13 protein-coding genes and 1 riboswitch are annotated in these 14903 nt (G+C 70.5%); of the genes, 12 read left to right on the forward strand and 1 reads right to left on the reverse strand.

What is annotated here, in order from left to right:
* Positions 1–90: 90 nt before the first annotated feature.
* From ACFQ7Q_RS30885 to ACFQ7Q_RS30895, 3 genes are all read left to right on the forward strand, one after another.
* On the forward strand, positions 91–1086 hold the full coding sequence (locus tag ACFQ7Q_RS30885) for a glycosyltransferase family 2 protein (RefSeq protein WP_383560890.1): 996 nt from the start codon (positions 91–93) through the stop codon (positions 1084–1086).
* An 82-nt stretch (positions 1087–1168) separates the two neighbouring features.
* Positions 1169–1810, forward strand: coding sequence for a SurA N-terminal domain-containing protein (locus ACFQ7Q_RS30890; RefSeq protein WP_383560871.1), 642 nt, complete (start codon positions 1169–1171; stop codon positions 1808–1810).
* Between the two features lie 19 nt (positions 1811–1829).
* The gene (locus ACFQ7Q_RS30895; RefSeq protein WP_383560873.1) at positions 1830–2807 is read left to right on the forward strand and encodes a nucleoside triphosphate pyrophosphohydrolase; all 978 of its coding nucleotides are present in this window, start codon (positions 1830–1832) and stop codon (positions 2805–2807) included.
* A gap of 210 nt (positions 2808–3017) precedes the next feature.
* On the opposite strand, the gene ACFQ7Q_RS30900 is transcribed toward ACFQ7Q_RS30895, so the two are convergent.
* On the reverse strand, positions 3018–4217 hold the full coding sequence (locus ACFQ7Q_RS30900; protein ID WP_383560875.1) for a globin domain-containing protein: 1200 nt from the start codon (positions 4215–4217) through the stop codon (positions 3018–3020).
* 122 nt (positions 4218–4339) lie between these two features.
* Here ACFQ7Q_RS30900 and ACFQ7Q_RS30905 point away from each other — a divergent pair, with 122 nt between their 5' ends.
* The 9 genes from ACFQ7Q_RS30905 to ACFQ7Q_RS30945 all read left to right on the forward strand — a co-directional run bounded on the left by ACFQ7Q_RS30905 (position 4340) and on the right by ACFQ7Q_RS30945 (position 14856).
* Complete coding sequence (locus ACFQ7Q_RS30905) at positions 4340–5593, forward strand: cytochrome P450 (protein ID WP_383560877.1); 1254 nt, start codon at positions 4340–4342, stop codon at positions 5591–5593.
* 113 nt (positions 5594–5706) lie between these two features.
* Positions 5707–6699 carry a transglycosylase family protein gene (locus ACFQ7Q_RS30910; protein WP_383560879.1) on the forward strand — a complete coding sequence of 331 codons (993 nt, stop codon included), beginning with the start codon at positions 5707–5709 and terminating at the stop codon, positions 6697–6699.
* Between the two features lie 259 nt (positions 6700–6958).
* A riboswitch (cyclic di-AMP (ydaO/yuaA leader) is annotated at positions 6959–7134 on the forward strand.
* Positions 7135–7137: 3 nt separating this feature from the next.
* Positions 7138–7827 (forward strand): transglycosylase family protein, encoded by a 690-nt coding sequence (locus tag ACFQ7Q_RS30915; protein ID WP_383560881.1) that lies wholly within the window; start codon positions 7138–7140, stop codon positions 7825–7827.
* Positions 7828–8163: 336 nt separating this feature from the next.
* The gene (gene eno, locus ACFQ7Q_RS30920) at positions 8164–9450 is read left to right on the forward strand and encodes a phosphopyruvate hydratase (protein WP_383560883.1); all 1287 of its coding nucleotides are present in this window, start codon (positions 8164–8166) and stop codon (positions 9448–9450) included.
* 110 nt (positions 9451–9560) lie between these two features.
* On the forward strand, positions 9561–10034 hold the full coding sequence (locus ACFQ7Q_RS30925; protein ID WP_329119740.1) for a septum formation initiator family protein: 474 nt from the start codon (positions 9561–9563) through the stop codon (positions 10032–10034).
* Between the two features lie 127 nt (positions 10035–10161).
* Positions 10162–10701, forward strand: coding sequence for a DUF501 domain-containing protein (locus ACFQ7Q_RS30930; RefSeq protein WP_362367670.1), 540 nt, complete (start codon positions 10162–10164; stop codon positions 10699–10701).
* Complete coding sequence (locus ACFQ7Q_RS30935) at positions 10698–11612, forward strand: exopolyphosphatase (protein ID WP_383560886.1); 915 nt, start codon at positions 10698–10700, stop codon at positions 11610–11612. The genes ACFQ7Q_RS30930 and ACFQ7Q_RS30935 overlap by 4 nt, the downstream gene beginning before the upstream one ends.
* A gap of 368 nt (positions 11613–11980) precedes the next feature.
* Complete coding sequence (locus ACFQ7Q_RS30940; protein WP_329119745.1) at positions 11981–13363, forward strand: NAD(P)/FAD-dependent oxidoreductase; 1383 nt, start codon at positions 11981–11983, stop codon at positions 13361–13363.
* Positions 13364–13563: 200 nt separating this feature from the next.
* A complete protein-coding gene (locus tag ACFQ7Q_RS30945) occupies positions 13564–14856 on the forward strand; it encodes a class I SAM-dependent methyltransferase (protein WP_383560888.1) in 1293 nt (430 codons plus the stop codon).
* The last annotated feature ends 47 nt before the right edge of the window (positions 14857–14903 follow it).

Below are 14903 nucleotides of genomic sequence, written 5' to 3' on the forward strand. Positions count from 1 at the left end.
GTGTTCCTCCGGGGCCAGTTCACTCAATGGTCGCCTCGTCGTCATGTTTCGAATCGGCCGACGACATCCGGGTGGGTTGTCGTGTCCCGTGTGCTGCTCTCGATCGTGGTCCCGTGTTTCAACGAAGAAGAGATCATCGGTCGCTTTCACGACCATGTGACCGCCGAACTCTCCCGTTTCGACGGTGAATTCGAGCTGGTCTATGTGGACGACGGAAGTCACGACCGTACGCTCCCGCTCCTGGAGGAGATCGCCGCCTCCGACCCCCGCGCCCGCTATGTCTCCTTCAGCCGGAACTTCGGGAAGGAGGCCGCGATGCTGGCCGGCCTCCAGCACGCGGAGGGCGACGCCGTCGTCATCATGGACGCGGACCTCCAGCACCCGCCGGAGCTCGTGCACCGCATGGTGGGCCTGCATGCCGAGGGGTACGACCAGGTCATCGCCCGGCGCACCCGCAAGGGCGACCGGGTGACCCGCACCATGACCGCGCGCGCCTATTACTGGGCGATCAACCGGCTGGTGGACGTGGAGCTGGTGGACGGCGTGGGCGATTTCCGGCTGCTCTCCCGCCGTACCGTCGACGCGATCCTCGAACTCACCGAGTACAACCGATTCTCCAAGGGCCTTTTCGCCTGGGTCGGATTCCGCACCACCACATTCGAGTACGAGAATGCGGTGCGCGAGGAGGGTCGCTCGAAATGGACCTTCGGAAAGCTGCTCAACTACGGTCTCGACGGACTGCTCTCCTTCAACAACAAGCCGCTCCGGGCCGCCGTGTACATGGGAATGATCCTCGTGTCGGTGGCCCTGGCATACGCGGCCTGGATCGTCGGCGTCGCCCTGGTGAAGGGCGTGGACACCCCCGGTTACGTCACGCTGCTCGTCATCGTCACGGCGCTGGCCGGGGTCCAGATGGTGATGCTGGGACTGGTCGGCGAGTACGTGGGCCGCATCTACTACGAGGTGAAGCGCCGCCCGCACTTCCTGGTCAAGGCGACGAACACGGACGTTCCGGGGCCGATCGGGCCGCGGGCCGCCACCACCCGAACGCGTGAGTCGTTGATGGAGGCAGTCGCGTCGAAGTAGTGGCCCAGGCCACGGCGACTGCCTAACATCGATCACCGCAAGGTCGTTCAAACTGAGGCACGACCCACGCCGGGAGGCTCCTTTGCACCGCCGCACTGCGCTCTCCGTCTCCGCCGCACTCCTCGCCGCGGCTCCGCTCCTCGCCGCCTGCGGCGGTGAGCCCCACCCAGGGGCGGCGGCGGTCGTCGGCGGCGAACGGATCGAGGTGTCCAGCCTCCAGGCGCAGGTGCGTGACGTACGGACCGCGCAGGAGGCGTCACCGCAGGCGGCGCAGCTGATCCAGGCGACCGGGGACCTCAGCCGCGAGAAGCTCAACGTGATGATCTTCGACAAGGTCGTGGACAAGGTCGCCGCGGACAACGGGATCTCCGCCTCCCGCGGGGAGATCCAGAAGGCGCGCGACGAGTTCGCGAAGCAGAGCGGCGGTGAGACCCAGCTCGCCGCGATGCTGCTCCAGCAGCAGGGGGTCGCCCCCGACCAGATCGACGCGGTCGTCCGCCGCACGGTCCTCATGAACAAGATCGCCGAGAAGCTCGGCATCGCGAACACCCCCGAGGGCCAGCAGAAGCTCACCGAGGTCTTCACCGCCGCGTCGAAGGAGCTCGACATCGACGTGAACCCGCGCTTCGGCGCCTGGGACGACAAGAAGATCCAGCTGGGCACGTACACCCCGTCCTGGGTGCGCCCCGTCACCCCCGACCCGGCCGTGGAAGCGGGCGCGTAGCCCCACGTAAGGTCGAAGGGTGAACGCTGAAGCACCCGTCGAGCCCGGTCGTATCGTCCTGCTCACCGCCAGCCACCGCGTGGCGCCCGGACTGCTGTCCTGGCCCGCGTGGCAGGCGCTGCACGGCGCCGACCGGGTGCTGTGCGGCGACGAGCACCACCCCCAGCTGCCGTACCTCCGCGAGGCCGGTGTCGTCGTCGAGCACGCCCGCCCGGCCGCGCAGGAGCTGGTCGACGCCTGTGCCGGGGGACGGACCGTCGTGGTCCTGCCCTCCGGGGAGGGCGACCAGGCCCTGACCGACGGGCTCGCCCGACTGGCCGGCTCCGGCCGCGTCACGATGCCCGACCTGGAGCTGCTGCCCGGCTCGTACGACCTGCCCGGCGCCCGTCTGCTCGACCTGGTGCAGGTCATGGACCGCATCCGCCGTGAGTGCCCGTGGTCCTCGCGGCAGACGCACGAGGGACTCGCCAAGTACGGCATCGAGGAGGCGTACGAACTCGTCGAGGCGATCGAGGACGGCGACCGCGACGAGCTGCGCGAGGAGCTCGGGGACGTGCTGCTCCAGGTCGTCTTCCACGCCCGGATCGCCGAGGACCACGAGGAGGAGCCCTTCTCCGTCGACGACGTGGCAGGCGCGATCGTGGAGAAGCTGATCCACCGCCACCCGCACGTCTTCGGCGACGCGACGGCCGAGACGCCGGAGGAGGTCAAGGCGCACTGGCTGCGCACGAAGGCGATCGAGAAGCAGCGCGCGTCGGTGACCGACGGGGTGCCGCTCGGCCAGCCCGGGCTCGCGCTCGCCGCGAAGCTGGCGGGCCGGGTGCGCACGGCCGGCCTGGACGTTGCCCTGCCGACGGGGGAGGGCATCGGCTACGAACTGCTGGCCCTCGCCGCCCGCGCGGAGGCGTTCGGCATCGACCCGGAGGCGGCACTACGAGCGGCCGCCCGCGCCTACCGCGACACGATCCGCGCGACGGAGGGCGTTCCGACCGTCTGAGTGTGACGGTGCTTCGAGCCGGGGGCTCGTGCGCGGGGTTCGCGTGGTCGGGGGTGTTCCGGCGCGTCTGGGTGTGATGGCGCTTCGGGCCGGGGGCCGTGCGCAGGGCCGCGTGGTCGGGGTGTTCCGACCGGCTGAGTGCGACGGCGCTTCGGGCCGGGCGCCGTGCGCGGGGTTCGCGTGGTCGGGGGAGCGGCGACCGGCTGTACCTCACCGACGCCGAGGGGTCCGTGCCTCGGGGTCGTGCCAGGCGGGTGTCGGGGGCTCGATGAGCCACTCGGCGGTGGAGGCCGGGCGGAGGCGGCCCGCGGTCGGGAGGTGGTCGTGGTGGACCCGGGCCACGCCGAGGTGGCTCAGCACCGGGAGGGTCTCGGCGAGGAAGCCGGGCGGGCCCGCGAGGTAGACGTCGTGGGACGGCCAGTTGCCGCAGGCGTACAGCGCGTGGATCAGCCGCTCGGTCGCCTGGTCGCGCGGATGGTCCGGTGCGGAGGCGATGTACGTGACGTTCAGCCCGGGTATCCGCTCCTTCAGACGGGCGACGTCCTCCCTCCCGTACAGATACTCCTTGGCCCGGGCGACGAGGAAGAGCCGGGCCTCGGTGCCCTCGGGCCCCTCGGCCACCTCCTCGAGAAGCGCCTTCACCGGCGCCCAGCCGGTGCCGGCCGCGATGTACGTCCGGGGAGTGCCCGGCGCGGTCCGTGAGATCAGCGCGCCGCCGGGCGCGCTCAGCCGCAGCGGCTCGCCTTCCCGCACCTCCTCGACGAGCGCCGTGCTCATCGCGCCGCCCGGGATCCGGCTGACGTGCAGGTCCACCGTGCCGTCCGCCCGGGCCGCGTTGGCCAGGGAGTACGTACGCCAGACCCGCGGGACCCGCAGGGAGCTGACGCCCGCGTACTGCCCGGGCAGATAGGCGAAGGGCCGGCGCGGGCGCAGGGTCAGCACCGCCAGGTCGTCGCCGAGCCGCTCGTGGCGTGCCACGACGGCGTCCCACCAGGCCGGCTCCCCGCCCTCCTCCGCCTCCTCCGCGCCCCGCATCATCAGGTCGGCGACGTGTCCGTACGCCTCGGTCCACGCCTTCTCGGCCTCGACGGTCCACGCGCTCCCGGCGGTGTGCGCGAAGGCGGCGGTCAGACTGGCGCCGACGGCGGCGTAGAGGGCGGGTGTGGCCAGGAACTTGCGGTGGTCACGGCCCAGATGGTCGAGATAGGCGGAAAGCGCCGGGTCGTCCAGATGGGTCACCACATGGGTGAGCGCGGCGAAGAGCCGGTCGCGCTGGGGACGCATGTCCTCGGGGAAGAGCTCGCGGACGCCCGGGTTGTTCCAGAAGAGATGGGAGTAGAAGAACGCGACGGCGTGTTCGGCCCGTCTCTCGACAACGGCGAACGTGCTCCTGAGCAACTGGGCATCCACTCCGGAGAATCTAGGCGGTGCCCGGCGGATCTCGGCCGCGTACGCCGGTTCACGTGACGATCGCATACGCGGCTCCCGGCCGCCGGCGCGCCCGTGCGGCGGCGACCTTGTACCGTCTCAGGGTGAGCACGCCCCCCGCCGAACCCCCCGCCCCCGAGCTCTTCACCTGGGAGTTCGCGACCGATCCGTACCCCGCCTACGCCTGGCTGCGCGAGCACGCGCCCGTCCATCGGGCGAAACTGCCCAGCGGGGTCGAGGCATGGCTGGTGACGCGGTACGCGGACGCCCGGCAGGCGCTCGCCGACCAGCGGCTGTCGAAGAACCCGGCGCACCACGACGAGCCCGCGCACGCCAAGGGGAAGACGGGGATCCCGGGGGAGCGCAAGGCCGAGCTGATGACGCATCTGCTCAACATCGACCCGCCCGACCACACCCGGCTGCGGCGGCTGGTCTCGAAGGCGTTCACCCCGCGCCGGGTCGCCGAGTTCGCACCGCGGGTGCAGGAGCTGACGGACCGGCTGATCGACTCGTTCGCGGAGAAGGGCGAGGCGGACCTCATCCACGAGTTCGCGTTCCCCCTGCCCATCTACGCGATCTGCGACCTGCTCGGCGTCCCGAGCGAGGACCAGGACGACTTCCGGGACTGGGCCGGGATGATGATCCGGCACGGCGGAGGGCCGCGCGGCGGGGTGGCGCGCTCGGTCAAGAAGATGCGCGGCTATCTCGCGGAGCTGATCCACCGCAAGCGGCTCGACCCGGGCGACGATCTGATCTCGGGGCTCATCAAGGCGTCCGACCACGGTGAGCACCTCACCGAGAACGAGGCCGCCGCCATGGCCTTCATCCTTCTCTTCGCGGGGTTCGAGACCACGGTCAACCTGGTCGGCAACGGGGTCTACGCCCTGCTGCGCAACCCGGGTGAGCGCGAGCGGCTCCAGGCCTCGCTCGCGGCCGGGGAACGGGACCTCCTGGAGACCGGTGTCGAGGAGCTGCTGCGCTACGACGGACCGGTGGAGCTGGCGACCTGGCGGTACGCCATGGAGCCGCTGACCATCGGCGGGCAGGAGATCCCGGCGGGCGACCCCGTCCTGGTCGTGCTCGCGGCCGCCGACCGTGACCCGGCGCGCTTCGACGAGCCGGACACCCTCGACCTGTCCCGGCGCGACAACCAGCACCTGGGGTACGGGCACGGCATCCACTACTGCATCGGTGCCCCGCTCGCCCGGCTGGAGGGACAGATCGCCCTCGCGACGCTCCTGACTCGCCTGCCGGACCTCCGACTTGCCGGGGATCCGGCCGATCTGCGGTGGCGCGGTGGCCTCATCATGCGTGGATTGCGCACGCTTCCGGTCGAGTTCACCCGAGTTGTGAGCTGACGCATCGTCAAGACTGTGACTTTTACGTGATCTCCGCTGCATCGACTTGTTACTGACGTTCGAATGCCGCTACGTTCACCGTCATCTCAGCAGTCACGCGAAAGGCCCTCCGTATGCGCTCCGGGAACGGACGACACCGCAGACCCCGCCAGGCCCCCGCCATAGTCGTCGCCGCAGGCGTGACCGGATCCGCCCTGGCGCTGCCGTTGCTCGCCGCGGGTTCCGCCTCCGCCGCCGACGCCGCCACCTGGGACCGGGTGGCCGAGTGCGAGACGGGCGGCCTGTGGAGCGCGCACTTCGGCAACGGCCTCTACGGCGGACTCCAGTTCACGCAGGAGACCTGGGAGGCGTACGGCGGTCTGGCGTACGCGACCAGTGCGGATCTGGCGAGCCGCGCCCAGCAGATCGCGGTGGCCGACAAGGCGCTCGCCGCCGGCTCCACGCAGTGGGCCACCTGTGCTCCGATCGCCGGACTGAAGAACGACGGCACCTCTCCCGGCGTCGACCCCGGGCCGGCGGTCACGCCGGAGGAGTCCACGGGTCCCGTGGCGGAGTCGAACCGCACGGACGGCCTTCCGGCCACCCCCGGGGCCACCGCACCCGAGACCACCAACCCTGGGACGACCTCGCCCACGACGTCGGACCCGACCGCCACCCCCGACGCGTCCGTCACGCCCTCCGAGCCGGCTGCTCCCGGCACCGGCAAGCACCGCGGCGACGCGGCCCCGGAGGAGACGGGCAATCCGGGCAAGAGTGGCGAAAACGGTCGTCATGCCGCACCGACGGACACGCCGACTGACGCGCCGACAGGTGAAGCGACCCCGGGCGAGGATGGGGATAAGTCGGACAGTACGGATGTATCGGGTGCAGAGGACGCCGAGGGCAACAAGGGCTCGAAGGGCGTCACGGACACCAAGGGCGCTTCGGGCGAATACACCGTCCAGCCGGGCGACAACCTCACCGACATTGCACGGGAGAACGAACTCCCGGGCGGCTGGGGTGCGCTCTACGACGCCAACCGCTCGACGGTGGGTGCCGATCCCGACCTCATCATCCCTGGCCAGAGCCTGGATCTGACGATCGATCTCCTCCCGGCGAAGGGTTAGTTCGGGACTGTATGTCCGGTTCTGTGCAACTGAGACATGGGTCTCTTTGCCTCAACTGGCATATCGCGTCCGCAAAGTTTGCTTCCGTCATCTCTCACCTGCGTAAACACCCTTCGTCCCGAAGTGGGTACGGGCGATATTTCCCCAATGGGTGTCTTTGAACTTCGACGGGGTCTGTGTCTACGGTCAGCACCGCTCGCCACCGCGGGCCCCGTCGACCGATACGCCGAATCCTGCCGTCGGCCGATGGGAACAGTCGTCGCGTCATGCGCCGAAGGCAGGAGCGGGGGACCCAAGGTAAGTGCCGCCCCCGGCCGTTGAGACAGACGGCCGACGGAGCGGCTTGGGGTGAAGCCGCGCGCTAGGTCGCGCGGCCGGGCAACTCACATGGCCCGAACCCGACAGCTCACCTCGTAGGCGTCGGTGAGGAGATCCCCCATGCTGTTTTCCGCCAAGGGCAAACACCGTCGTGCCTCCAAGGCCACCCGCGCCGTCGCCCTCGCCGGCATCGCCGGTGTCGCCGTCGCCGCGCCGCTGATGGCCGCCGGGTCCGCCTCGGCCGCGACCGCCTCCGAGTGGGACGCCGTCGCCCAGTGCGAGTCCGGTGGCAACTGGGCCATCAACACCGGCAACGGTTACTACGGTGGCCTGCAGTTCTCCGCCTCCACCTGGGCGGCCTACGGCGGCACCGCGTTCGCCGCCAGCGCCGACCAGGCCTCGAAGTCGCAGCAGATCCAGATCGGCGAGAAGGTCCTGGCCGGCCAGGGCAAGGGTGCCTGGCCGAGCTGTGGCGTGGGCCTCTCCGGCGCCGCCTACACCGGCGCCGCCGAGACCGCTCCGGCCAAGCCCGCTCCGGCTGCCAAGCCCGAGCGCAAGGCCGAGCAGCCGACGACCCGCAGCGAGCAGCGGACCGCGCCGAAGGCCGAGGCGAAGACCGTCACCACCCCCACCGGCAAGAAGGTCGCGAAGGGTGACGGCGAGTACAAGGTCGTCGCCGGCGACACCCTGAGCAAGATCGCCGCCGCCAAGAAGATCGAGGGCGGCTGGGAGAAGCTCTTCGAGCTGAACAAGGACGTCGTCGAGGACGCCGACCTGATCTACCCGGGCCAGCAGCTTCACCTGAAGTGAGCCCGGCGGTTCGCGTGAGTCCGGCGGCTCACGCGGCCCCTCCGACCCTCCCGCGGTGACCACCCCGGCCCGGCACACCCTCCCCCGTGTGTGCCGGGCCGGGGTTCCGCGTTTCCCGGGCCCCTGTGCGCAGGGGTTCCCGCAGGCCGGCCATCCGCGTTACCGGTGAGTAGGTCTGGGGTGTTTTGCCCCGGGATACCTGCCCTCGGGTCCTTTTTCGTCCCAGGGGGCGGGCGCCGGGCGGGCGGGAGCCCCGGAGCCGGTTAGGCTCTTGGCGCAAGGCCAAAGCGACCCTGCACAGCAAGCGTCACATCTAGCGTCACATCCCAGAAGGAGATGCTCGTGCCGTCCATCGACGTCGTCGTAGCCCGGGAAATCCTGGACTCCCGAGGCAACCCCACGGTCGAGGTCGAGGTCGGCCTCGACGACGGCAGCACCGGTCGTGCTGCTGTTCCGTCCGGTGCCTCCACCGGTGCGTTCGAGGCCATTGAGCTCCGTGACGGAGACAAGAACCGCTACCAGGGCAAGGGCGTCGAGAAGGCCGTCCTCGCCGTGATCGAGCAGATCGGCCCGGAGCTCGTCGGCTACGACGCCACCGAGCAGCGCCTCATCGACCAGGCCATGTTCGACCTGGACGCCACCGACAACAAGGCCTCGCTCGGCGCCAACGCCATCCTCGGCGTCTCCCTCGCCGTCGCGCACGCCGCGTCCGAGGCCTCCGACCTCCCGCTCTTCCGCTACCTGGGCGGCCCGAACGCGCACCTGCTGCCCGTTCCGATGATGAACATCCTGAACGGCGGCTCGCACGCCGACTCCAACGTGGACATCCAGGAGTTCATGATCGCGCCGATCGGCGCGGAGTCCTTCTCCGAGGCCCTGCGCTGGGGCACCGAGGTCTACCACACCCTCAAGGCCGTCCTGAAGACGAAGGGCCTGTCCACCGGCCTCGGCGACGAGGGCGGCTTCGCCCCGAACCTGGACTCCAACCGTGAGGCGCTCGACCTCATCCTGGAGGCCATCAAGCAGGCCGGCTACGTCCCCGGCAAGGACATCGCGCTGGCGCTCGACGTCGCCGCGTCCGAGTTCTACAAGGACGGCTCGTACGAGTTCGAGGGCAAGTCCCGCTCGGCCGCCGAGATGACCGAGTACTACGAGGAGCTCGTCTCCGCGTACCCGCTGGTCTCCATCGAGGACCCGCTGTTCGAGGACGACTGGGCCGGCTGGAAGGTCCTCACCGACAAGCTGGGCACCAAGGTCCAGATCGTCGGCGACGACCTCTTCGTCACCAACCCGGAGCGTCTGGCCCGCGGCATCGAGGAGGGCACCGCCAACGCCCTGCTCGTCAAGGTCAACCAGATCGGTTCGCTGACCGAGACCCTGGACGCCGTCGAGCTGGCCCAGCGCAACGGCTTCAAGTGCATGATGTCCCACCGCTCCGGCGAGACCGAGGACGTCACCATCGCCGACCTGGCCGTCGCCACCAACTGCGGCCAGATCAAGACCGGTGCCCCGGCCCGCTCCGAGCGCGTCGCCAAGTACAACCAGCTCCTGCGCATCGAGGAGATCCTCGACGACGCCGCGGTCTACGCCGGCCGCAGCGCGTTCCCGCGCTTCAAGGGCTGACACCGGCTCAAGGGCCGTCCAGCCCGTCGTACATACGTCCCCGCACCCGGTCCCGTACCGTGTGCGGGGACGCACGGTTTCCGGCTCAGGAGAAGGGGAGGCGACACGACATGGCCGCGAAGGACCGGGACCGGTTCTCGACCGCGACCCGGATCAGGCTGCTCGGTGAGCAGACCGCCGCCCGTGTCTACCGCTCCCAGACCCGCCGCCAGGCCCGCCGCTCGCGGCTCACCGGCCGCGCGGCCTTCCTCGCCCTGGTCGTCTGCTCGCTGGTGGTGGCACTCGCCTACCCGATGCGGCAGTACGTCTCCCAGCGCGGCGAGATCGCCGAGCAGGAGCGCCAGGCCGCCGAGGCCGCAGCCCGGGTGGAGGAGCTGCGGGACGAGAAGGCCCGCCTCCAGGACCCGGCCTACGTCCGCCGCCTCGCCCGCGAGCACCTGCACTACGTGCTGCCCGGCGAGACCGGCTTCACCGTGAACGACCCCGAGGCCGAGCGGGCCCGGCGCGAGGAGCAGAGCGCGGCCGACCGCCCCTGGTACTCCGACCTCTGGGACGGCGTCGACCGGGCCGACGCAAGCCGTTAGCGCTCCGACGCGAGATGATGGGCCCACACCTCGGGCCCGGCCGGCCCCACCGCGGGCCGGTCCGTCCCACGCGACCGGAGCCGACCGCCCGGACCAGACCGCCCCCGACGAGAAGACAGACGCAGGCATGGAAACGCCCCCTCCGCAGACCGCACGCACCGAGCCCACCGACGCGGACGTCGCCGCCTTCGAGGCACAGCTCGGCCGCCCGCCCCGGGGGCTGCGCGCCATCGCGCACCGCTGCCCCTGCGGCAACCCGGACGTCGTCGAGACCGCGCCGCGGCTCCCGGACGGCACGCCGTTCCCCACCACGTACTACCTGACCTGCCCCCGCGCGGCCTCGGCGATCGGCACGCTGGAGGCCAACGGGGTCATGAAGGAGATGCAGGCGCGCCTCGGCACCGACCCGGAGCTGGCCGCCGCCTACCGGGCCGCGCACGAGGACTACATCGCGCGCCGCGACGCCATCGACGTCCTGGAGGGCTTCCCGAGCGCCGGCGGGATGCCGGACCGGGTCAAGTGCCTGCACGTCCTCGTCGGCCACTCGCTGGCCGCGGGCCCCGGCGTGAACCCGCTGGGCGACGAGGCGCTGGCGATGCTGCCGGAGTGGTGGGCCAAGGGCCCCTGCGTCACGCCGTGCGGGGACGAGAAGGAGTCCGCCCAGTGACCAGGGTCGCCGGCATCGACTGCGGTACGAACTCCATCCGCCTCCTCGTCGCAGACGTGCATCCCGGGACGGGCGAGCTGATCGAGCTGGACCGGCGGATGACGATCGTCCGCCTCGGGCAGGGCGTCGACAAGACCGGGCGGCTCGCGCCCGAGGCGCTGGAGCGGACCTTCGCGGCCTGCCGTGAGTACGCGGCCGTCATCAAGGAGCTGGGCGCCGAGAAGCTCCGCTTCGTGGCCACCTCCGCCTCCCGCGACGCCGAGAACCGCGACGACTTCGTCGCCGGTGTCCTGGACATCCTGGGCGTCGAGCCCGAGGTGATCTCCGGCGACCAGGAGGCCGAGTTCTCCTTCACCGGCGCCACGGCCGAGCTGCACGGCACGGAGAAGTACCTCGTCGTGGACATCGGCGGCGGCTCGACCGAGTTCGTCGTCGGCAACCGGCACGTCGAGGCCGCCCGGTCCGTCGACATCGGCTGCGTACGGCTGACCGAGCGGCACGTCCGCAGCGACCCGCCGTCCGCCGCCGAGGTCGCCGCGATCCGCGCCGACATCCGCGCCGCCCTCGACCTGGCCGAGCGGACCGTCCCGATCCGTGAGGCGGAGACCCTCGTCGGGCTCGCCGGCTCCGTGACCACGGTCGCCGCGATCGCGCTGGGGCTCCCTGAGTACGAGTCCGAGAAGATCCACCACTCCCGGATCTCGTACGAGAAGGTCGACGAGATTGTCACGTCGCTGCTCGGCTCCACCCACGCCGAGCGCGCCGCGATCCCCGTGATGCACCCCGGACGGGTCGACGTGATCGTCTCCGGGGCGCTCGTCCTGCTGGAGATCATGGAGCGGACCGGGGCCCGCGAGGTCGTCGTCAGCGAGCACGACATCCTCGACGGAATAGCACTCTCCGTGGCATAACGGGCACCCGGCGACACGTCCGGAAACGGTCCGCCGAGAAAGTTCGTGAAGTTCTTCACAAGAAAAGGGCCCTGATGGGGGCCGTGGAGGCCCTTCAGGGCCTCCAACACCCCTGTCGGGGCTCTTTCGTAGGCGGGGAGCCTTGTTCGCTCGATGTTTCCATCGCGTGAACGGGCCCTGTGGTTCAGCGTTACCGACAGCTCTCCGGGCCAGTTCAGTAGGGGTGAACAACGTTCACCCCCGCACCCTGGTTCCTTTGCACGACCATGACCTAGGTCACGTGGGCGGCGGAGTGTAGCAGAGGTCCCCCGAGACCTTGTGAAGGGGCGCACGAGCGACCCCCCTGGGAGGGGTGGATACTCGGATGCATGAGCACCACGGAGCGTCCCAGGATCCTCGTAGTAGGCGGTGGGTACGTAGGCCTGTACGCAGCACGACGCATTCTGAAGAAGATGCGTTATGCGGAAGCGACCGTCACGGTCGTCGACCCGCGCTCGTACATGACGTACCAGCCCTTCCTCCCCGAAGCCGCCGCAGGCAGCATCTCGCCGCGCCATGTCGTCGTCCCGCTGCGACGCGTCGTGCGTGGAGCCGAGGTGCTCACCGGTCGCGTCACCACCATCGATCAGGACCGCAAGGTCGCCACGGTCGCGCCGCTCGTCGGCGAGGCCTACGACCTGCCGTTCGACTACCTGGTCATCGCGATGGGCGCGGTCTCCCGCACCTTCCCGATCCCCGGCCTCGCCGAGCAGGGCATCGGCATGAAGGGCGTGGAGGAGGCCATCGGCCTTCGCAACCACGTCCTGGAGCAGCTGGACAAGGCCGACTCGACGACCGACGAGGATGTCCGCCGCAAGGCGCTGACCTTCGTCTTCGTGGGCGGCGGCTTCGCCGGTGCGGAGACCATCGGCGAGGTCGAGGACATGGCCCGCGACGCGGCGAAGTACTACACCAACGTGAAGCGCGAGGACATGCGCTTCATCCTGGTCGACGCGGCCGACAAGATCCTTCCCGAGGTCGGCCCGGAGCTGGGCCGCTGGGGCAAGGAGCACCTCGAGGGCCGCGGTGTCGAGATCTACCTCTCGACGTCGATGGACTCCTGCGTCGACGGCCACGTCGTGCTGAAGAACGGCCTCGAGGTCGACTCCAACACGATCGTGTGGACCGCGGGCGTCAAGCCCAACCCGGCGCTCGCCCGCTTCGGCCTCCCGCTCGGCCCCCGCGGCCACGTGGACGCCCAGCCGACCCTCCAGGTCACCGGCACCGACTACATCTGGACCGCCGGCGACAACGCCCAGGTTCCGGACCTCGCCGCCCGCAAGGCCGGCGTGGAGAACGCCTGGTGCCCGCCGAACGCCCAGCACGCGCTGCGTCAGGCGAAGGTCCTCGGCGACAACGTGGTCTCCGGCATGCGGGGCTTCCCGCAGAAGGAGTACTCGCACTCCAACAAGGGTGCTGTGGCGGGCCTCGGCCTCCACAAGGGCGTCGCGATGATCGTCATGGGCAAGATGAAGATCAAGCTCAAGGGCCGTCTCGCCTGGTACATGCACCGTGGCTACCACGGCATGGCCGTCCCGACCTGGAACCGCAAGATCCGCGTCTTCGCCGACTGGACCCTCGCGATGTTCCTCAAGCGCGAGGTCGTCTCCCTCGGTGCGATGGAGACGCCGCGCGAGGAGTTCTACGAGGCGGCCAAGCCCGCTCCCGCTCCGGCCGCCGCCGCGAGCCAGGAGAAGGCCAAGGCCTCCTAGTTCCACCGCAGTACACCCCCGTAAGGGCCGTCCGCCATCCGTGGTGCGGACGGCCCTTCGGCATGTCCGCCGGAGTCTTCCGGGAGTCCGCCCGGGTGTTTTGCCGAGTCGTTGCGCGCCGACGGGACGAAAATCGCCTACGGAGGGTGTTTACGTGGTGACGAGCATTTCTGGGGCACGACATCACGGAGGTGTGCACCATGGCCGACGCCGCATTGCGGCTGACCACTCTCGCGGAGGATCTCCTGGGGGCCCCGCTCCCGGTACGTCTGCGTGCCTGGGACGGCAGCGAGTCCGGCCCCGCGGACGGCCCCGTCCTGATCGTCCGGCAGCGCCGCGCCCTGCGCCGGCTGCTGTGGAAGCCCGGCGAACTGGGCCTCGCCCGGGCCTGGGTGAGCGGTGAGATCGACGTGGAGGGGGACCTCTACGAGGTCCTGGACCGGCTCGCGGGGCTGATCTGGGAGCGCTCGGAGGAGACCAGGAGCGCCCTGGAGACCGTACGCGACCCGAAGCTGCGCGCCGCGGCGGGCGCCCTGCTGAAGCTGGCCGGGCCGTACCCGCCGCCCGCGCCGCCGGCCGAGGAGATGCGCCGGCGCACGGGCTCCCGCCACAGCAAACGCCGCGACAAGCAGGCGATCAGTCACCACTACGACGTGGGCAACGACTTCTACGAGCTGGTCCTCGGGCCCTCGATGGTCTACTCGTGCGCGTACTGGACGGACGGCGGGACCCTGGAGGAGGCCCAGCGCGACAAGCTGGACCTCATCGCCCGCAAGCTCAACCTGAAGGAGGGCGACCGGCTGCTCGACGTCGGCTGCGGCTGGGGCTCCATGGCCATGCACGCGGCCCGCGAGTACGGCGCCCAGGTCGTCGGCATCACCCTCTCCCGCGAGCAGGCGGCCTTCGCCCGCAAGCGGATCGCCGAGGAGGGGCTGACCGACCGGATCGAGATCCGCGTCCAGGACTACCGGGACGTCAAGGACGGTCCGTACGACGCCATTTCGTCCATCGGGATGGCCGAGCACGTCGGCGCGGTCCGCTACCGGGAGTACGCCGACATACTGCACGCCCTCCTCAAGCCGGGCGGCCGACTGCTCAACCACCAGATCTCCCGCCGCCCCGAACCGGACGAGGCCGCCTACCAGGTGGACGAGTTCATCGACGCGTACGTCTTCCCGGACGGCGAGCTGGCCCCGATGGGCCGCACGCTCACCACCCTGGAGGACGCCGGCTTCGAGGTCCGCGACGTGGAGGCGATCCGTGAGCACTACGCCCTGACGCTGCGCCGCTGGGTGGCCAACCTGGAGGGTGACTGGGCGCGCGCCGTACGGAACACCTCGCCGGGCCGGGCGAGGATCTGGCGGCTCTACATGGCGGCCTCCGCGGTCGCCTTCGAGCGCAACCGGATCGGCGTGAACCAGTTCCTCGCGGTGAGGACACCGGAGGCGGGCACCTCGGGCGTGCCCCTGCGGCCGCGGGTGTGGAACGAGTAGGTCTGGGAACCGTCGAGGAAGGGCCGGGCTCCCCGAACGGGGAGCCC

This window comes from Streptomyces sp. NPDC056527 (assembly GCF_042794475.1).
Lineage (GTDB): Bacteria > Actinomycetota > Actinomycetes > Streptomycetales > Streptomycetaceae > Streptomyces.